The organism is Caulobacter sp. HMWF025, from assembly GCF_003060965.1.
In the GTDB taxonomy this organism is placed as follows: domain Bacteria; phylum Pseudomonadota; class Alphaproteobacteria; order Caulobacterales; family Caulobacteraceae; genus Caulobacter.
This window is the reverse complement of the sequence record NZ_QAII01000045.1, coordinates 21,729-40,656: the sequence shown is the minus strand read 5'-3', so window position 1 is coordinate 40,656 and position 18,928 is coordinate 21,729. Positions and strand designations below refer to the sequence as shown.

Below are 18,928 nucleotides of genomic sequence, written 5' to 3'. Positions count from 1 at the left end.
TCTAGCTCAGGCCGGAGACGATTTGAGGGGACATGGCGATGGATGGTGGCAACGACGCGCCCGGCGGACCGCGACGGGTCGAAAGCGGCGACTGGGCGGGCTGGATGACCTGGTCCGGGATCGATCCCTTCGAGGACCAGTCCGGCCCCTTCTATTTCAAGGAAGACGAATCCGGTCTGGTGACCACTGCCTTCCAGGCCGAAACCCGCCACATGAACGGCGGCGGCTTCATGCATGGCGGCTGCATGATGACCTTCGCCGACTTTTCGCTGTTCGCAATCGCCAACCGCGAACTCGCGGGCCAGCACGCCGTGACGGTCAGCCTGAATGGCGAATTCATGGGCCCGGCCCGGCCCGGTGACCTGGTGACGGCCACCGGCGAGGTGACCAAGGCCGGCGGCTCGCTGCTGTTCGTACGCGGCCTGGTCTCGACCGGCGGGGCGCCGATGCTCGGCTTCTCGGGCGTAATCAAGAGGATCCGGTCTCGGTAATTCATATCCTCCCCCTAGCGGGGGAGGTGTCGCCCCCGGGACCGGCCAAAGGCCGGCCCGAGGGTAAACTCCGCCGACGGAGGGGGAAGTGCCGGCCGAGTCATTGCCGACTTCCCCCTCCGGCCTGACGGCCGCCTCCCCCTTCAGGGGGAGGATTTTAGACCCCAGCCTTGGCCGCAGGCCTCTGCATCATCTGCTCAAGCCACCTGCGCACATTCACCAGCTCCGCATCGGGCCGGAACCTGACCATCCGCGCGAAGTCGATGCCCGTGACGGCCAGGATGTCGGCGATGGTCAGGCGGTCGGCGGCGATGAATTCGCTTTCGGCCAGACGGCGGTCGAACACCTTCAGGGCCCGTTCGGCGGCCCTGCGGTTGGTCTCGGCGATCTCGGGGATCTGGGTCTCGATCGCCGCCAGCGCCGGGTGCGCGTGGCGCACGGCCATCATCAGCGGCGTCGACAGCATCATCTCGGCCCGGCGGGTCCACATCTCGATGACGGCGGTTTCCAGCGGATCGCGGCCGAACAGGTTGGGCTCGGGATAGACGCTTTCCAGATAGCGGCAGATGGCCACCGACTCGGTGATCGTGGTGGTCGCGTCGATCTCCAGGGCCGGCACGTTGGGAAGGCCAGTGCGGGCCAGATAGTCGGGGGTCCTGTGCTGGCCGCCGAAGATGTCGATGTCGATGATCTCGACGTCCTCGATGCCCTTTTCGGCCATAAACCAGCGGACCCGGCGCGGATTGGGCGCGCGGCGGCTGTCATAGAGCTTCATGGTGAGGTCCTCCGACGTTTTGCCCGGCAGGATGATGGGGTTTCGCTGCGGAAGGAAAGAGCGGTCTCTAGACGCCGCCGGTCGCCTGGCCGAACACGATCAGGTTGCCGTCCGGAGCCAGCACCAGCAATTCACGCTGTCCGTAGGGCTGGTCCACCGGCCCGTGGACGTCTCCGGGCGGCAGGGTATCGAGGCGCGGCTTCAGCTCGCCGTAAAGCGCATCAACGTCACGAACATCGACATAGTAGCAGAAGCGGCGATTGCCCGGGGGCGAACCGTTCTCGCCCTGTCCGGCCAGGATGCGGATCCCCGCGCCTTCCCGCTCGACATAGGCATAGTCCTCCATCCGGTAGAGGACCTTGAACCCCAGAACCTTGGTGAAAAACGTCAGGGCCGGCTCAAGCACCGCCACGTGCATGAACGGCGTGATCTGGATGAAGTTCGACAAGGTCGCTTCCTCCGAGGTGGTCGTGTCCAGGCGCTCCCTTGCGCCCGGACACGACCGGGGATCATAGCCCGAACAGCGCCCGGGGCATCAGACCGATCAGCGAGCCGGTCAGGCAGGTGGCCAGGAACCCGGCCATCATCGCCTTCCAGACCAGGCTCAGGACTTCCTGGCGACGGTGCGGCACCAGAACGCTGAAGCCGGCCACGTTCATGCCGACCGAGCCGACATTGGCAAAACCGCAAAGGGCATAGGTCATGATCATCCGGGTCCGCTCGTCGAGCAGGGTGACGCCGGTCTTGGACATCTGGATGAAGGCCGTGAACTCGGTGAGGATCAGCTTGACGCCCAGCAGGCCACCGGCGGTCCCGGCTTCCTTCCACGGAATGCCCATCGACCAGGCCAGCGGGGCGAAGACGACGCCGAGGCCACGGGCGATGCTCAGCGGCTGACCGCCGACCGGCGGCATGACGCCGAGGATCTTGTCGACCATGGTGGCCAGGGCCACGAAGACGATCAGGGTGGCGCCGACATTGAGCGCGATCTGAAGACCGTCGGTCGTGCCCTTCATCACCGCATCAATGGCGCTGCCATAGGTCTTGTCCTCGGTCGCCAGATCGAGGTCCGAGGTCTTTTCCAGCGGATCGGAGGGCACGATGATCCGGGCCAGCAGCACGCCGGCCGGGGCCGAGATGATCGAGGCCGTCAGCACGTGGGCGGCGGCATTGGGCAGGACATCGGCCAGGATGGTCGCATAGGCCACCATGGTCGAGCCGCTGACGCAGGCCATGCCGACCGCGATCAGCATGAACAGCTCGGACCGGGTCAGCTTGTCGAGATAGGCGCGAATGAAGATCGGCCCCTCGATCTGGCCCATGAAGATGGTCGCGGCCGTGGCCAGGGCGGGCGGACCGCGCAGGCCGAGGGTTTTCTGGAAAATGAAGCCGAAGGCGCGGGCCGCCAGCTTGAGGATGCCCCAGTGCCAGAGCAGCGCCGACAGGGCGCAGACGACCAGGATCACCGGCATGACCCGGAAGGCAAAGACGAAGGCCGCGCCCGGATTGGCGGCGTTGAAGGCCGCGTCATTTCCGGACAGGAAGCCGAAGACAAAGGCCGTCCCGGCCTGGGAGGACGAGGCCAGGCCTTCGACCGCACCATTGACGCCGCGCATCATCGCCTGGGCCTGGGGCAGGCCGAACAGCAGCAGCACAAGGCCGACCTGGACGACGATGGCCCCCACGGCCAGCACCCAGGGGAAGCGCTTGCGATTCTCGGAGACCAGCCAGCAGAGGCCGAGGGTCAGCGCCAGACCCGCAAGGGCCTGAACGTTCTCGGGACGAAACATCAAGACGGAAGAACCTTTGAACAGGGCAACGCCCCCACGACGTCTGCCAAGGGCAGAGATTGACACCAAGTTTACACTTCGAGGCAAGCGGCTTGCGCGTCTGGCCGGCAAGGAACGGCGTTGTGCCAGCGGGAAGAGCGAGCCTGGTGCGCCAGGGCAGCCCGTTCAACCCTGTCATCCCGGCTGAGTGGTCTCTCGGCGAGCCGCTCTTCCGGGATGACAGGCCCGGTGGGGGCTCAGGCCGTCGTGCTGACCCCTGCGCCGGAGCCGGACTTCGAAGCGAGGGCGGTGTCCAGTTGAGCCAGCAGCCGGGTCATCAGGTCCGAGGCCAGGGTCGAGCCGGACAGAACGCTCGACAGGCCTGAGGTACCGTCCGAACTGTTGGTCGACGACGCCCTGGCTGAATCCAGCAGCTTGGCGAATTCGAAGCCCGACAGCGTGCCGTCGCTGTCTGTATCACCGGCCGAGATCAGGTTCTGAGCCGCTGAGGTGGCGTCGGTGTCGCCGGTCCCGGCGGCGGCCAGTTCAGCGGCCGAGACCGTGCCGTCCTGGTTGGTGTCCAGGGCCTCGAATACGCCGCTGGAGCCGGTCGAGCCGGAGGCTGACGACCCCTCGGCGCCTGAGGGCGGTGGGCCAGGTGGCGGTCCCCGCATGCCCTGCATGGCCGAGGCGGCTGACGACAGGCCAGCGGCGATCTCGTCCGACGACAGTGATCCGTCAGAGTCGCTGTCGAGGGCCGTGATCATGTCACTGGCCATTTTCGACTCCAGACCCAGCCCCTTGGCCTCGTCCGGGGCATTGGCCGACAGGGCCGAAGCGATCTCGTCGGCCGATAGCAGGCCGTCACTGTCGGTGTCGCCACGGCTGAGGATAGAGCCGGAGTCTGACCCCAGCATCTGGACCGACATCAGCGACCGTAGTGTGTCACCGCTGAAACCAGAACCGGGGCCATTCCCACCACTCATGGGTGGTGGACCGGGCCGCTGCTGGCCGCCCTGCACATTTTGCCCGATCGCCTGGAACTCGCTGAGTGACAGCGAACCGTCGGCATCGGCATCGGCCGAGGTGAACAGGGACTGCTGAAGCTGACGCAACTGCTGGGTCAGCGTGGATGATCCGACACTGGAGACGGTCATCGGGTGCTCCTTTTCTGGTATGGGGCGTGCCGGTCAAGCGACCAGATCGCCCGCGCAGGCCATCCTGCGCAGGCTAGTCCAGCGAAAAACATTCCACATTTCAAAGTGTTGCGGCCCTGAAATGCCCTGAGGCTCCACCCCTGCCCTAGGCTTACCCCGATTTAACTTGGCCCTTCGCCAAACGCCGGTCATTGCTGCAACTCTTGATTGGGGGAGCATTGTTCGCATGTCGCTGGCCTTGGCCACGTTGTTGTATGAGTGGCGTCGCTATATGGCGGCTGTCGTCGCTCTGGCGTTCTCGGGCCTGCTGGTCCTGGCGCAGGTCGGCATGTTCGTGGGCATCGGCAAGGGCTTCACCGCCCAGATCGACCGGGCCCGCGCCGACATCATGGTGCTGGGCCCCGGGGCCAAGGCGCTGTTCGGCGGCCCGTCCGGCCTGCCACGCCGCATGATCCCCCTCGTCTACAGCCATCCGGAAGTGACACAGGTCGCGCCACTGGACGGTTCGGGCGGGCGCTTCCAAAACATTCTGTCGCCGGAAGAACAGGCCAAGATCGACGCCCGAACCAAGGCTGCGGCCAAGGGCGACACGAAAGGCAAGGGCGGTGAGGGTGGCGGTCGCAAGACCGAGTTCGTCAATGTCACGGTTGTCGACGCCATCCCCGGCTACGTGACCGTGCCGACGGACTATACCCAGGACATGATCGAGGCTCTGCGCCAGCCCTATGCCGTCGCAGTGGACCAGACCGCCCTGAAGCGTCTTGGCGTCAAGAAGGGCGACAAGGCCATCTATAACGGCAAGACCATCACCATCGCCGTGGTTACCACCGGCTATCCCAACATCATCCAGCCGACCCTGGTGATGTCGCGCGACACGCTGCGGATGCTGGGCGAGGCCGATACGGGCCAGCGCGTCGGCCCGCTCATGGTCCAGATTCGCGACCCGGCCCGGGCCGAGATCGTCGCGGCGCAGCTGAACAAGAAGGCCGACGGCAAGTTCCGCGCCTGGACCCGCCAGGAACTGGCCGATGCCAATTCCAGCGCCATGCTCGACGACCAGATCATCGGCATCATGCTGGGCTTCTCGGCCTTCCTGGGCCTGCTGATCGGGGTGGCCATCACCTGGCAGACCCTGCGCGGGGCGATCATGGCCAACATCAAGGAGTTCGCCTCCCTGCGCGCCCTGGGCGTGTCGATGGGTGACCTGCGCAACATCGTCATGGAGCTGTCCTTCTGGGTCGGCATCGTCGGGGTCGGGGCGGCGGGTCTGCTGACCTGGCTGGTCACCCTTCTGGCCAGCGCCGGCGGCGTGCCGATGTTCTTCCCGCCCAGCCTGATCATCACCGTGGCCATTTTCCTGGTGGTGATCGCCATGCTCTCCGGCTTCCTGTCGCTGGGCGTCCTGAAGAACAGCCAACCTGCGGACCTGCTGCGATGAGCAACGATCACAGCCACCTGCGCGGCCAGAGCGCCCTGTCGGCCAAGGGCCTGGTCAAGCGCTTCAAGACCGGCCGGACCTTTATCGAAGTGCTCAAGGGCGTTGATTTCGACGCCCGCCACGGCGACGTGACCATGGTCATGGGCCCGTCCGGCTCGGGCAAGTCCACCCTGGTGGCGGCGCTTTCGGGCCTGTTGCAGCCGGATGAGGGTCACGTCTCGGCCCTCGAGGCCAAGGACCTGTGGTCGTTGTCCAAGGGCAAGATCGACAAGTTCCGCTTAGACCACTGCGGCTTCATCTTCCAAGGCTTCAACCTGTTCCCGGCCCTCACGGCCAAACAACAGGTGATGACGGTCCTGAAGTATCAGGGCGTGGGTCCGGGCGAGACCGCGCGCCGTGCCCAGGCGGCGCTGGAGTCGGTGGGCCTCGGCCCCCGCGTCAACCAGCGTCCGTCCGAGCTGTCCGGCGGCGAGAAGCAGCGCGTCGCCATCGCCCGCGCCCTGGCCAAGAACCCGAACCTGATCTTTGCCGACGAGCCGACCTCGGCCCTCGACGGCAAGAGCGGCGAGATCGTCATCAAGCTCCTGCGCGCCGCCGCCACCGAACGCGGTGCGGCTGTGATCTGCGTGACCCACGACCCGCGGCTCGAGGCCTATGCCGACCGCGTCATCCACATCGAAGACGGCCGGATCCTGGACGACGTGCGTAGAACGCCCGACGCCAATCCCGTGCCGCTCAGCCACTGATTTTTGGGGAAAACCGATATGCCCGGCTTTTTGCGCCGTCCCGCCTTCTGGATCGTCATCGTCGTGCTCGGCCTGCTGGCCGGGGCCGGCTTCTATTCCAAGGGCCAGCAGGCCGAGAAGAAGAAGAAGCTCGAGGCCGCCGCCGCCCAGGAAGAGCCCTCCCCCTATGCGGCCATCGCCAACGGCAAGGCTGATGTCGAGGGCGGCATTATCCAGGTCGCCGCCCGTCGCGGCGGCGTGGTCGAGGCCGTCTATGTCCAGGAAGGCGATGTGGTCGTGAAAGACCAGATCCTCGCCCGCCAGCAGAGCGACGAGGGCCGCCTGGCTGTCGATCGTGCGACCGCTGAAGTGGCCCAGGCCCGGGCCCTGCAGGCCTCGACCCGCGTGCAGCTGAACACGGCCCAGCGCGAGCTGAACCGCCTCGGCAAGCTGGTCAGCGACAACTACGTCGCCGGCACCCGCCTCGATGCGGCCCGCGACGCCGTCGACCAGGCCCGCGCCACCCTCGCCGCCCAGGAAGCCCAGATCGCCACGGCCACCGCCCGCAAGAACGAGGCCCAGTACAACCTCGAACTGACGGTCATCCGCGCACCGATGAACGGCCGTATCGCCCGCCGCTACGCCAATCCCGGCGCCGGGGCCTCGACCCTGAACGTCTCGAACATGTTCGACCTCGAGCCCGATACCCAGCGCATCGTCCGCGCTGAAATCGTCGAGGCCGACATTCCGAACGTCGCGGTCGGCCAGGAGGTCGAGATCCAGCCCGAGGGCGACCCGGACAAGGTCTATATCGGCAAGGTCCTGCGCCGCGCCGCCGTGTTCGGGGCCCGCAAGCTGGCCTCGGACGACCCCAGCCAGCGCAGCGACGAGCGCGTCGTCGAGGTGGTGGTCAGCGCCGACGGTGCCCCGCTGCTGGTCGGCCAGCGCGTGCTGGTCAAGTTCATGAAGCCCGGCAAGAAGGCCGGCGTGAAGCGCGACAAGCCGACCGCGCCGGTGGCCGGCGGGATGACCAAGAAGCAGTAGGCATCGCTTCCCGAGAAACGATCAGACGCCGGGCGGAACACCGCCCGGCGTTTTCATTTGAACTATGCCTTCCAGGCGCGGAGCCGCAGCGCATTGCCAATGACACTGACCGAACTCAGGGCCATGGCCAGGGCCGCCAGTTGCGGGGTCAGCGTCAGGCCAAATGCCGGATACAGAGCCCCAGCAGCGATCGGTATGCCGACGGCATTGTAGACAAATGCAAAGGCCAGGTTCTGGCGAACATTACGCATCACCGCCTTGGACAGCGAGCGTGCGCGCACCACCCCCATCAGGTCCCCGTTGAGCAGTGTAACGCCCGCTGCCTCCAGCGCCACATCTGCGCCGCCTCCCATGGCGATCCCCACATCGGCAGCAGCGAGAGCCGGCGCGTCATTGACCCCGTCGCCGGCCATGGCGACCAAGGCTCCTTCGGCCTTCAGGCGCTCGACAACCTGTGCCTTGCGATCGGGCAGCACGCCGGCCTCGACCTCGTCGATCCCCAGCGCGCGCGCCACGGCCAGGGCGGTGATGCGGTTGTCGCCGGTCATCATCAGAACGCTCACGCCCTGGTCCTTCAGGGCCTGGATTGCGGCGAGGCTGGTGGGACGGATAGGATCCTTGATCGCCAGAAGCCCCGCCGCAGTGCCGTCAAGGGCGACGAAAACGACTGTCGCCCCCTCACCTCTAAGGACGTCAGCCCGCTGGGTCAGTGCGACGATCGGGATCGCAAGATCTGTCATGTAGGGCTCGGCACCAATCGCGACCTGATGCCCCTCTACCAGGCCCGTCACGCCCCGGCCCACGGGAGATATAAAATCCGTGACCGCAGCGAGCGCCAGTTTTCGCGTCTCGGCGGCCTCGACAATAGCCTTGCCGAGTGGATGCTCACTGCCACGCTCGAGGCTGGCGGCCAGCTGAAGAAGGTCGTCCTCGCTCATACCTCGGGCCTCGACGGCGCTGAGAACGGGCCGCCCTTCCGTGAGGGTGCCAGTCTTGTCGACCACCAGCATGTCCACACGGTCCAGCCGCTCAAGGGCCTGGGCGTCTTTCAGCAGGATACCGGCCTGAGCCCCCCGCCCCACCCCGACCATGATGGACATCGGTGTCGCCAGGCCAAGAGCGCAGGGGCAGGCGATGATCAGGACACCGACCGCCGCCACCAGGGCATTGGCCAGCCGGGGTTCAGGGCCTACCAGGGCCCAGGCCGCAAAAGCGAGGGCCGAGACGGCCATGACGACCGGTACGAACCAGGAGGCGACACGGTCGGCCAGCCTCTGGATCGGCGCGCGCGACCGCTGGGCCTGTGCAACCATGGCCACGATCCGCGACAGCAAGGTGTCCCGACCGACCCGATCGGCCCGCATGGTGAACCCGCCGCTCTGGTTGATGGCACCGCCCACAAGGCTGGAGCCGGGCTCCTTGAGGACGGGCATGGACTCGCCCGTGACCATCGCCTCGTCCACGTGACCGCGCCCATCGAGCACCACCCCGTCGACCGGGATTTTCTCACCCGGCCGCACGCGCAGACGGTCGCCGACGATGATGACGTCCAGGCCCACCTCTTCTTCCTCACCGTCGTCCCGCAGCCGGCGCGCGGTGCGAGGGGCCAGATCCAGCAGGGCGCGGATGGCGCCACCGGTGCGCTCCCGCGCCTTCAACTCGAGGAACTGGCCCAGTAGGACGAGGACGATGATCACGGCGGCGGCTTCGAAATAGACCGGGGCCTGACCGTGATGCCCGCTGCCGCTGTGGAGCAGCACCCCCGGCCCAAGGGTCACAACCAGTGAGAAGAGATAAGACGCTCCGGTCCCCAGCGCGATGAGGCTGAACATGTTGAGGCTACGCGTCAGGACTGAGGCCCAACCCCGCTGAAAGAACGGCCACCCGGCCCACATCACGACCGGCGAGGTCAGGGCCAACTGCAGCCAGGCAGTTGTCTGATTGCTCCAAGGTAGCGACAGGCCAAACAGATGCCCGCCCATGTCGGTAAAAAAGACCGGAAGGGTCAGAACCAGGGCGACCCAGAACCGCCGCGACATATCCGCAAGCTCTGGACTGGTGGCATCGTCCAGGCTGGGGGCCTGGGGCTCAAGCGCCATGCCGCAAAGCGGACAGTTGCCCGGACCAGCCTGCCGCACCTGGGGGTGCATCGGGCAGGTATAGACGCGCCCCGGAGTGAAGGTCTCGGGGGGCTCTGGCGCGGCAACCCGAAAGAGCTCCGGATCCGCGACGAACCGGGCCTGGCATGCCGCCGAACAAAACCACTGATCCTGCCCGGCATGGACGAGGTGATGCACGCTGGTCGCCGGGTCTACGTCCATGCCGCAAACCGGATCCCTGGCCCTGCTCGCCGACTGGGTCCTGGTTTCGCCGGTACGGGCGTGGCCATGGTGGGTCGCTTGGCTGGGCATGACTGTTCTCCTGAACCCCGCTGCGGCCGCAGGGCGAAACCTAAGCATCAACCCTCAAACGCCTCAGCAGGATCAAGGGTCAGGTACGCGGCTTCAGCGGGTCGCTGACCTGATGTCTTGACGCCTCCACTCCCGCGCCGCACAAACGCGCCAAACCAAACACGTGTTTGAGGGAGACTAGGCATGTCGGACATCCGTTTTGACGGCAAGGTGGCGATCGTGACCGGCGCAGGCGGCGGCCTGGGTCGGCAGCACGCCCTGGAGCTGGCCCGTCGCGGCGCCAAGGTGGTCGTCAACGACCTCGGCGGCAGTGTCGACGGCTCGGGCGGCTCGTCCGAAGCGGCCCTGAAGGTGGTCGAGGAGATCAAGGCGTTCGGCGGCGAAGCCATCGCCCACGGGGCCTCGGTGACCGATGACGCCGGCGTCGCCGACCTGATCAAGACGACCATGGAGACCTGGGGCCAGATCGACATCCTGATCGCGAATGCCGGCATCCTGCGCGACCGCACCCTGACCAAGATGGAACTGGCCGATTTCGAGGCGGTCATGCAGGTCCACGTCTGGGGCACCTTCAAGCCTATCAAGGCCGTCTGGGACATCATGAAGGCCCAGAACTATGGCCGCATCGTCGTGACGACCTCGTCCTCGGGCATGTACGGCAACTTCGGCCAGTCCAACTACGGCGCGGCCAAGATGGCGGTGCTGGGCCTGATGAACACGCTGAAGCTCGAAGGTGCCAAGAACAACATCAAGATCAACGCTATCAGCCCGGTCGCCGCCACCCGCATGACCGAAGGCCTGATGCCGCCGGAAGTGCTGGCCAAGCTGGCTCCCGAGGCCGTGACGCCGGGCGTGGTCTATCTGGTTTCGGAAGACGCCCCGACCGGCGCGATCCTCACCGCCGGGGCCGGAGCATTTGCCCTGTCGCGGATCTATGAGACCGAGGGCGTCTATCTCAGCGACGGCGACCTGTCGGCCGAGGGCATTCGCGACCACTGGGACCAGATCACCGGCGAAGACGGCCAGAAGGCCTATTTCAACGGCGGCGAGCAGGGCCAGAAGTTCTTCCGCAAGATGGCCGGCGGCTGACTATAGCCCCATAGTGAAAGTGACACCCAGAAGGTCACATTCACGCCATTACTGACAGAACGGCGATTGAAACGGGGCCCTCGCGGCCCCGTTTCTTTGACTTGAGCAACAAAATTCGCTCCAGACAGCAGAAATAGCGACGGTTTCTGACGGGATAGTTTAGAGGCGCGCCCTCCTCCAGCGCTGCAAGGCGTTCTGGGCGCATGTCCTCCCCAAGAAGGTCTCGTCAGTCTGATGTCCCATTCGCGTAACCGCCTCGCCGCCGGCGTGGCTTTTGGCGTGCTCGTCGCCGCCACCCAGGCCTCGGCTTCGGCCTTCTATCTGCAGGAACAGTCGGTGCGCGGCAGCGGCCGGGCCTATTCGGGCGAAGTCGCCGATCGTGGCGCCGCCAGCCTTTGGTGGAACCCCGCCGCCATCGCCGGTCTCGAGCACAACGAAGTCTATGGCGGTCTGAACGCCATCCTGGTCGATTCCGAGGTCAGCAATGCCGGCTCGACTATCACCCGGCCGATCCCGCTGACCACCGCCGTCGGCGGCGCGTCGCGCGCCAGCAAGCCGATCAACAACGGCGTGGTGCCCAACTTCGCCGGGGCCTGGCGACTGAACGACCGGCTCGCCCTGGGCCTGTCCCTGGCCGCGCCCTACAACTTCACCACCGAGTATGATGCGGGCAGCTGGACGCGCTATGACGCCCTGACATCGCGTCTGACCACCGCCGACCTGCAGGGTACAGTCGCCTACCGGGTCAATGACCGGCTGGATCTCGGGGTCGGGGTCAGCGCCGTCTATGCCGACGCCGAACTGACCAACGCCCTGCCCAATATCTCGCCCTTGCAGGCTGACGGCCGCCAGTCGCTGAAGGGCGACGGCTGGGCCTATGGCTGGAGCCTCGGGGCCCAGTACCACGCCTCCCCGGCCCTGACGGTCGGTGCCAGCTACCGCTCGAAGGTCGAGCACAGCCTGAAGGGCGAGGTCGAGGTCTCCGGCCTGCTGGCCCCGATCCCGGCCGCCAGCAACTTCAAGACCCCCGGCAAGGCCGACATCACCACCCCGTGGACGGCGACGCTCGGGGCCCGTTGGGCCGTGACCGACCGCGTCACCCTCAACGGCTCGGTCAGCCGCATCGGCTGGAGCGAATTTGACGCCATCCGCGTGCGGTTCGCCAACACCGGCTCAACCAGTGTCCAGGACTACAGGGACATCACCACCGCCGCGGTCGGCATCGACTATCAGGCCAGCCCCCGGCTGACCCTGCGGAGCGGCGTGCAATATGACCCGACCCCGACCCCGGACGTCGGCCGCACCGCCCGCGTACCGGACGGCGACCGGAAGATGTATGCCGCCGGCGCGACCTGGGCCGCCCTGCCGCAGCTGAAGCTGGATGCGGCGATCTCCTACATCGCCTTCGACGAGAGCCGCATCAACCGGACCGACGTCACGGCGACGGCCTCGACCGTCAACCTGCGCGGCACGGTGACCGGCTCTGCCGTCGTGCTGTCGACCGGAGCCCGGTTCAGCTTCTAGAAGCGCCTTCACGCCCCTTCCCCGCGATGGGGAAGGGGTTCTAGCCCTTCATAACGTCCCACAGCGTCTTCGCTGCGCCGGCAAAAGCTCGGGCTGCGGCGCTGTCGGGTTTCGCCCGGACAACGGGGACGCCGCCGTCGCCGCCCTCGCGGACGGCCAGCTCGATCGGCACCTCGGCCAGGACCGGCACGCCCAGTTTCGCAGCCTCAGCCACGCCGCCGCCGGTGCCGAAGATCGGGATCGGCGCACCGGTCGCGGGATCGGCGAAGAAGGCCATGTTCTCGATCAGACCCAGGATCGGGGTCGCGGTCTTGCCGAACATGATCGCCGCGCGGCGGGCGTCGATCAGGGCGATCTCCTGCGGTGTCGTCACCAGCACCACCCCGTCGATCCGCAGCTTCTGGACCAGGGTCAGTTGCACATCGCCGGTGCCGGGCGGCAGGTCGACGACCAGCACATCCATCGGGGCGGCCTCGCTGCCCCAGGCCACGTCGTGGATCATCTGCCGCACCGCCGACGAGGCCATCGGCCCGCGCCAGATCATCGCCTTGCCCTCGTCGACCAGGAAGCCGATCGACATGATCCTGATCCCGTGGGCCTCGAGCGGCTGCAGCTTGCCGTCCTCAAAGCTGGGCTCGCCGTCGACGCCCATCATGCGCGGGGCAGACGGGCCATAGATATCAGCGTCCAGCAGGCCGACCCGCAGGCCCAGGGCCTGGAAGGCGCAGGCCAGGTTGGTAGCGACCGTCGACTTGCCGACGCCGCCCTTGCCTGAGGCCACGGCGATCACGTGTTTCACATGGGCCGGCTTTTCAGCTTCCGGCGGCGGCACCATGCGGGCCTGGGGATCCTCGCTGACCTTGGCACCCTTGCGGACCCGGGTCGCACCTTCTGCGGCCTGGGCGGTCAGGACCACCTGGGCCTGGTCGATGCCGGGCAGCCCGGCGAGCGCCCGCTCGGCCGCCTCGCGGACGGGGGCATAGGTGGCGGCGCGGGCGGCCGGAACCTCGAGCATGAAACCGGCCCGACCGTTGCGCACCACCAGGCCCTGCACCAGTCCGGCCGCAACCAGCCCCTGGCCTGAGACCGGATCGGCGATGGTGTCGAGCGCCACACGGGCGTCATCGAGGGTAGCTGAAGCAGCGACAGTCACGTCTTTGTCTTGCCTTGTGGGTCGGGGCTCCTCATATCCGCGTGGAGGGTCTGATTTACAAGCCCGCCCATAAGCAAGACGACGGGAAGACGACGCCGCCCATGCCATGGAATGACAATGCAGGCCCCGGTCCTTGGGGTACTCCGCCTGACGGCGACAGGGACAAGCCCGAATCCCAGCGTCCCGGCCCGCGCAGGCCCGCCGGCGGCCCCCGAAACGAGGGCCCGATCGACCTCAACCAGGTCCTTGAAGAGTTCACGGCCCGTGTTCGGCACTATTTCGAAGGTCCGGACCGTCCGCGCGCCATCCTGACGGCGGCCGGTGCGGCCGTCGGTCTCTGGGCGCTGACCGGCGTCTATGTGGTCCAGCCCGACCAGCAGGGCGTGGTCACCACCTTCGGGGCCTATTCGCGGACGGCCTCGCCCGGCCTGCGCTACCACTTCCCGTTCCCGTTCGAGCGGGTCGAGAAGGTGTCCGTCACCTCGCTGCAGCGCATCGACATTGGCGGAACGCCCGGCGCGCCGCTGCCCGACGAGAGCCTGATGCTGACCGGCGACGAGAACATCGTCGATCTGAGCTTCTCGGTGCAGTACCGGATCGCCGACCCGGCCAAGTACCTGTTCAACCTGCGCGGCCCGGACGAGACTATCAAGGCGGTGGCCGAAAGTGCCATGCGCGAAGTGGTGGGCCGCACCGCCCTGCAGCCGATCCTGACCACCGCCCGCGGCCAGGTCCAGGATCAGGCCGGCTCCCTGACCCAGGCGATCCTCGACCGCTACGGCACCGGCGTGTTCATCGACAGTGTGCAGATCCGCGCCGCCAACCCGCCGCCGCCGGTCATTGCCGCCTTCCAGGACGTCAACACCGCCAGCCAGAACGCCGAGGCCAAGGTCAACACCGCCCGGGGCGAGGCCGCCAAGATCCGCCAGGCGGCGATCGGATATCGCGAGCAAGTCGTGCGTGAAGCCGGCGGTGACGCCGCGCGCTTCAACCAGCTTTACGAGCAGTACAAGCTGGCCCCGGCCGTGACCCGCGAGCGCCTCTATATCGAGACCATGCAGCGCGTTCTGGCCAATTCCAACAAGGTGGTGATCGACAGCAAGGGCGCCAGCGCCCCCGTCATCCTGCCGCCGGACGCCTTCCGTCCCAAGACCTCGGCCGCCCAGATCACCGCGCGAAGCCTCCCGGGAGACAGCCAATGACCCGCGACCGTCGCCTGACCTTCCTGGCCATCGCGGCCGTGGCCGTGCTGTTCGTCCTGAGCAACACGGTCTACCAGATCGACCAGCGCGAGCAGGCCCTGATCGTGCGGTTCGGGGACCCCGTGCGGGTCGTCGAACGGCCGGGTATCAACCTGAAAACGCCATTCATCGAGAACGTGGTGCGCTTCGACAAGCGCAACATCGCCATCGAGGCCGAGCAGGAAGAGATCATCGCCGCCAACCAGGAGCGCCTGGTCGTCGATGCCTTCGTCCGTTACCGGATCACTGACCCCCGGCAGTTCTTCAAGACCCTGCGCGACGAGCGCACCGCTGATGACCGCCTGACCCGGCTGGTCAACTCTTCCCTCCGTCAGGAACTGGGCCGGGCCTCGGCCGAGGAAATCATTTCCGGTGGCCGGGCGGCCCTGACCCGCCGGACCCGCGATGACATGATCCGGCGCGCGGCGGGCTCGAACCTCGGCGTCCAGATCATCGACGTGCGGATCAAGCGCGCCGACCTGCCCGAGGCCAACCAGAAGGCGGTCTTCGAGCGCATGCAGACGGCCCGCCAGCAGCAGGCCGCAGAACTGCGCGCCATCGGCGACCAGCAGCGGCAGGAGATCATCGCCACCGCCACCGGTGAAGCCGAGACCATCCGCGGTGAAGGCGATGCCAAGCGGGCGCAACTGTTTGCCTCGAGCTTCGGACGCGATCCCAACTTCGCAGCCTTCTATCGTTCGATGCAGGCCTATGAGGCATCGCTGGGTCAGGGAGACACCACCCTGGTGCTTTCGCCCGACAGTGCCTTCTTCAAGTACTTCCAGCGCGGACCGCAAGCGCAGTAAGAGCAGGGGCCGCCGGATTCTCCGGCGGCCCTTTTTCCATCCAGGGAATGCCATGCGCCGTCTTGTGGTTCTCGCCGGTCTGCTGGCCAGTCTTCTGGCCCTGCCCGCCTTCGCGGCCCCGCTCGAAGTCCGAGTGGTCGTGGTCACCGCCTTCGAGATCGGCGAGGACACGGGCGACATGGCCGGCGAATACCAGGCCTGGGCGAAGGTCATGCCGCAGGTCCTGCCCTTCCCGGCCGGCTACCGGCATCTGCGCTACGATCCGCAGCGCAAGACCCTGCTGGTCTCGACCGGCATGGGCACCAGCCGGGCGGCCATCTCCACCCTGGCCCTGGGCCAGGATCCACGGTTTGACCTCTCGCGCGCCTACTGGCTGGTCGCCGCCATCGCCGGGGTGAACCCCAACCAGGCCTCGGTCGGGTCGGCGGCCTGGATCGGTGCCGTGGTCGACAGCGACTTCGGCTACGCCATTGATCCGCGCGAGATGCCCAAGACCTGGAGCACCGGCCAGATCCCCTTTGACCGCAAGGCCCCCTACGAGGCCCCGGCCCCGGCCATGCCGAACAGCAACCTGTTTCCGCTCAACACTGCGCTGCGCGACTGGGCCTTCGACCTGACCCGCCATGCCGCCATCCCTGACAACGAGGCCCTGCAGGCCCTGCGCGCGCCCTATGCCGGATTTCCAAAGGCCCAGACCCCACCGATGGTCCTGAAGGGCAATGAGGTCAGCGGCCAGACCTTCTGGCACGGCATCGAACTGAACCGCCACTACGAGGCCTGGGCCGACTACTGGACGGGCAGCCGCGAGGGCTTCGTGATGACCGGCATGGAAGACACCGGCGTACTGGCCGCCATCGCGGCCCTGGGCCGCACCGGGCGCGCCGATCCGGCCCGGGTCCTGATCCTGCGGACGGCCAGCAACTACACGACCCAGCCGCCCGGCGGCGATGCGGCGACCAACCTGCTGGGTGAGCACAGCGGCGTGCCGGCCCTGCAGTCGTCGCTGGACGCCGCCTTCAAGGCCGGTGATCTGGTCGTCGACGAGCTGAGCCGCAATTGGGCGCGCTATGGCGGAGCGGTTCCCGGCACACGCTGAGACTGCTATCGCTCGACGACACTGCGCTGCATCGGGGCCAGTTTGGCCACCAGCCGGTTCTGGACCCGGAAGGGCACACCCGCCTTGTCCATGGCTTTCTGCAGGTTCTCGACCAGCGCGTTAAAGTCGCGATGGGTGACGCCCATGTCCTTGTGGACGGCGGCCATGTCGCGGCCGGTATAGGTGCAACCGCCCCCCAGCACGTAGCAGAACTGTTCGGCCAGGGTCCGCTTCAGGCGCGGAACATCCGTAGTGGCGAAGATGTCCTTGATCCTCGGATCGGCCATGCTGAAGTCGACAGTGTCGGCCGCGATGCGGACCAGACCGTCCTTGCCGCCGAAGGCGTCGAAGACGGCTTTGTCCGCCAGCGGCGTGGCGTTTGCATTGGCATTGGACTGGACATAGGCGTCCACCGGCTTCTCACCGGCCGGAACCTCCTGGGCCAGGGCGGTGCCGGCAAGCGCCAGGCCAAGACCGGTAGCCAGGGCGACGCGCTGAAGGAACGGATGCATGGGGCGCACTCCTAGAAGCCGGCCTGCAGCGAGACATAGAGGCCCCGCTGGTTCCTGAAGGTGGCGATGTCGCCGAGATCGACATAGGCGGCCGTGACCGACACAGTCCTGTTGATCGCATAGGCCGCGAACAGGTCGACCCAGTCGTCCTCGCGTGCAAAGCCGAGATTGCTGGGCTTGGACCGGTACTCCGCCCCCACGGCGAGGCGCTTGCTGAGCAGCAGACCCGCCGACCCTTCAAACTGGGGCTTGTAGCTGTCACTGCGATCGCCGCCGAAGCCCAGCAGGCCGGTCTGGTTGGCCTTGGTCAGGCGGACAGCGCCGCTGAGCAGCAGGCTTTGATCAAGCAGCAGTTTGGTGGCCGACACATAGTAGTCGGTACCGCTGTCGTCCTTGCCGCCGACGGCCCGAACCACGGTGCCCTGGTTGTTCTTCTTGTACTGGGCCCCGACCGAGACCTGGGGCAGCCAGCGGTCCTGGTCATAAACCGCGTCACCCAGCACCCGCACCTTCACGCCATAGACGTCCTGGCGGAAGGTGAAGCCCTTGCCGAGCCCCAGCTTGGCCCCGGTGTCCCCCGTGTCGAATTCCTGACGCGCGACCGAGAGTTCGACCCGGTCGTGCAGACCCACTGCCGCCCCGGCAGCCCGCAAGCTGTAGTCGGAAACCTCGACACCGGTCAGATGGACCTTGCCGCCGAACCCGTCACGGGTTTCGTTGCCGGCAATCACGCTCCAGGTTGCCAGTCCACCGCCGGCACCACCTTCCAGAGAACTGACTCCGCCCGTCAGCAAGAGTTTGCCGCCTGTATTGATCTCTCCGGCCCTGGCCACGCCGGTTACGGCCAGCGACCAAAGTCCAACGAGACTGAGACTGACCTTGGTAAGCAAACGCCCTTGCATTCCAACCTCTGTGCCCTGGCGCGGGAAAATACCCGTCGCGCCCGCGTCCCCGAGGCCAAAATCGGACAGAACACTTTACAGACCCTTGCGCATCAGGCCGCGACTGGGACCGCAAACACCCCTTGCAACCCCTGCATTAACGGCGATTTCACGGGCCCCGGGTTAGGCAGGAAGCATGAGGTTCATCGCCACACTCCTGTTGATCGTGTTTTTCAGCTCGAAGGCGCTCGCGGGCACCCTCAGCGTCACGGTGCGATCGACCGACGGCAAGCCCGTCCAGGACGCCGTGGTCATGGTCTACCCCGGCGGACAGCCGACCCGGGGACCGATCACCTTCCCCTGGCCTTACCGGGTGGCCCAGCAGAACATCCAGTTCACGCCGTTCGTCCTGATCGTGCCGGTCGGCGCAGAAGTGGCCTTTCCGAACCTCGATAAGGTTCGCCACCACGTCTATTCATTCTCGGCCGGCAACAAGTTTGAACTGAAGCTCTATGGCCGCGAGGAGAACCGGACGGTCCGGCTCCCGACCGCCGGCGTCGCCGCCATCGGCTGCAACATTCACGACCAGATGGTCGGCTTCATCCGGGTCGTCGACACCGCCTATGCCGCCAAGACCGATGCCGCGGGCGTGGCGACAATCAGCGACGTTCCCTCCGGGAGCGTCGTGGCCCGGGTCTGGCATCCCTACCTGCGGGCCATGAAGAACGAAAAGACCCTCGCCACCACCTCGGTCGGCAACGGCACGACCCGCGAAACCATGGCGGTCGAGTTGCGCCCGCAGGGCGGACACTGAGG

Annotated in this window: 18 protein-coding genes; 10 read left to right on the top strand and 8 right to left on the bottom strand. The window is 66.7% G+C overall.

Translation table 11 applies throughout. The annotated features are described in order from the left end of the window. Positions 1–38 precede the first annotated feature (38 nt). A complete protein-coding gene (locus DBR10_RS05685; protein ID WP_108503883.1) occupies positions 39–491 on the top strand; it encodes a PaaI family thioesterase in 453 nt (150 codons plus the stop codon). Positions 492–648: 157 nt separating this feature from the next. On the opposite strand, the gene DBR10_RS05680 is transcribed toward DBR10_RS05685, so the two are convergent. From DBR10_RS05680 to DBR10_RS05665, 4 genes are all read right to left on the bottom strand, one after another. Beyond that, the gene (locus tag DBR10_RS05680) at positions 649–1,266 is read right to left on the bottom strand and encodes a glutathione S-transferase family protein (RefSeq protein ID WP_108490320.1); all 618 of its coding nucleotides are present in this window, start codon (positions 1,264–1,266) and stop codon (positions 649–651) included. A 67-nt stretch (positions 1,267–1,333) separates the two neighbouring features. Continuing rightward, positions 1,334–1,714, bottom strand: coding sequence for a bleomycin resistance protein (locus tag DBR10_RS05675; RefSeq protein WP_218278647.1), 381 nt, complete (start codon positions 1,712–1,714; stop codon positions 1,334–1,336). 61 nt (positions 1,715–1,775) lie between these two features. Beyond that, the gene (locus DBR10_RS05670) at positions 1,776–3,056 is read right to left on the bottom strand and encodes a NupC/NupG family nucleoside CNT transporter (RefSeq protein WP_108503868.1); all 1,281 of its coding nucleotides are present in this window, start codon (positions 3,054–3,056) and stop codon (positions 1,776–1,778) included. Positions 3,057–3,292: 236 nt separating this feature from the next. Further along, positions 3,293–4,192: an EF-hand domain-containing protein gene (locus tag DBR10_RS05665; RefSeq protein WP_108503867.1), complete on the bottom strand. Its 900-nt coding sequence runs from the start codon at positions 4,190–4,192 to the stop codon at positions 3,293–3,295. Positions 4,193–4,418: 226 nt separating this feature from the next. Here DBR10_RS05665 and DBR10_RS05660 point away from each other — a divergent pair, with 226 nt between their 5' ends. The 3 genes from DBR10_RS05660 to DBR10_RS05650 are packed head-to-tail and all read left to right on the top strand — an operon-like array spanning position 4,419 to position 7,399. Further along, positions 4,419–5,630, top strand: coding sequence for an ABC transporter permease (locus DBR10_RS05660; RefSeq protein ID WP_108503866.1), 1,212 nt, complete (start codon positions 4,419–4,421; stop codon positions 5,628–5,630). Then, positions 5,627–6,376: an ABC transporter ATP-binding protein gene (locus tag DBR10_RS05655; protein WP_108503865.1), complete on the top strand. Its 750-nt coding sequence runs from the start codon at positions 5,627–5,629 to the stop codon at positions 6,374–6,376. The genes DBR10_RS05660 and DBR10_RS05655 overlap by 4 nt, the downstream gene beginning before the upstream one ends. 18 nt (positions 6,377–6,394) lie before the next feature. After that, entirely contained in the window at positions 6,395–7,399 is a 1,005-nt protein-coding gene (locus DBR10_RS05650) for an HlyD family secretion protein (RefSeq protein ID WP_108503864.1), read from the top strand. Positions 7,400–7,461: 62 nt separating this feature from the next. On the opposite strand, the gene DBR10_RS05645 is transcribed toward DBR10_RS05650, so the two are convergent. Then, a complete protein-coding gene (locus DBR10_RS05645; protein ID WP_199223452.1) occupies positions 7,462–9,810 on the bottom strand; it encodes a heavy metal translocating P-type ATPase in 2,349 nt (782 codons plus the stop codon). A gap of 183 nt (positions 9,811–9,993) precedes the next feature. On the opposite strand from DBR10_RS05645, the gene DBR10_RS05640 reads away from it, so the two are divergent. Both DBR10_RS05640 and DBR10_RS05635 read left to right on the top strand, forming a co-directional pair. Beyond that, the gene (locus DBR10_RS05640) at positions 9,994–10,899 is read left to right on the top strand and encodes an SDR family NAD(P)-dependent oxidoreductase (protein ID WP_108503862.1); all 906 of its coding nucleotides are present in this window, start codon (positions 9,994–9,996) and stop codon (positions 10,897–10,899) included. Between the two features lie 234 nt (positions 10,900–11,133). After that, complete coding sequence (locus tag DBR10_RS05635) at positions 11,134–12,423, top strand: outer membrane protein transport protein (RefSeq protein ID WP_108556204.1); 1,290 nt, start codon at positions 11,134–11,136, stop codon at positions 12,421–12,423. Positions 12,424–12,463: 40 nt separating this feature from the next. Here the strand turns inward: DBR10_RS05635 and DBR10_RS05630 are convergent, their stop codons facing one another. Continuing rightward, positions 12,464–13,576, bottom strand: coding sequence for an Mrp/NBP35 family ATP-binding protein (locus DBR10_RS05630; protein ID WP_233243288.1), 1,113 nt, complete (start codon positions 13,574–13,576; stop codon positions 12,464–12,466). Between the two features lie 101 nt (positions 13,577–13,677). Between DBR10_RS05630 and hflK the strand changes: the two genes are divergently transcribed. The 3 genes from hflK to DBR10_RS05615 are packed head-to-tail and all read left to right on the top strand — an operon-like array spanning position 13,678 to position 16,719. After that, positions 13,678–14,778: an FtsH protease activity modulator HflK gene (gene hflK, locus DBR10_RS05625; RefSeq protein WP_108503861.1), complete on the top strand. Its 1,101-nt coding sequence runs from the start codon at positions 13,678–13,680 to the stop codon at positions 14,776–14,778. Next, complete coding sequence (gene hflC / locus DBR10_RS05620) at positions 14,775–15,623, top strand: protease modulator HflC (RefSeq protein WP_108503860.1); 849 nt, start codon at positions 14,775–14,777, stop codon at positions 15,621–15,623. Before hflK ends, hflC begins: the two co-directional genes overlap by 4 nt. Before the next feature lie 52 nt (positions 15,624–15,675). Then, positions 15,676–16,719 carry a purine-nucleoside phosphorylase gene (locus DBR10_RS05615; protein ID WP_158272180.1) on the top strand — a complete coding sequence of 348 codons (1,044 nt, stop codon included), beginning with the start codon at positions 15,676–15,678 and terminating at the stop codon, positions 16,717–16,719. Positions 16,720–16,724: 5 nt separating this feature from the next. Here the strand turns inward: DBR10_RS05615 and DBR10_RS05610 are convergent, their stop codons facing one another. Both DBR10_RS05610 and DBR10_RS05605 read right to left on the bottom strand, forming a co-directional pair. Continuing rightward, entirely contained in the window at positions 16,725–17,231 is a 507-nt protein-coding gene (locus tag DBR10_RS05610) for a group I truncated hemoglobin (RefSeq protein WP_108503858.1), read from the bottom strand. Between the two features lie 11 nt (positions 17,232–17,242). Further along, complete coding sequence (locus DBR10_RS05605) at positions 17,243–18,133, bottom strand: DUF3034 family protein (RefSeq protein ID WP_108503857.1); 891 nt, start codon at positions 18,131–18,133, stop codon at positions 17,243–17,245. 175 nt (positions 18,134–18,308) lie between these two features. Here DBR10_RS05605 and DBR10_RS05600 point away from each other — a divergent pair, with 175 nt between their 5' ends. Beyond that, positions 18,309–18,926 (top strand): methylamine utilization protein, encoded by a 618-nt coding sequence (locus tag DBR10_RS05600; RefSeq protein ID WP_108503856.1) that lies wholly within the window; start codon positions 18,309–18,311, stop codon positions 18,924–18,926. Positions 18,927–18,928: the final 2 nt, after the last annotated feature.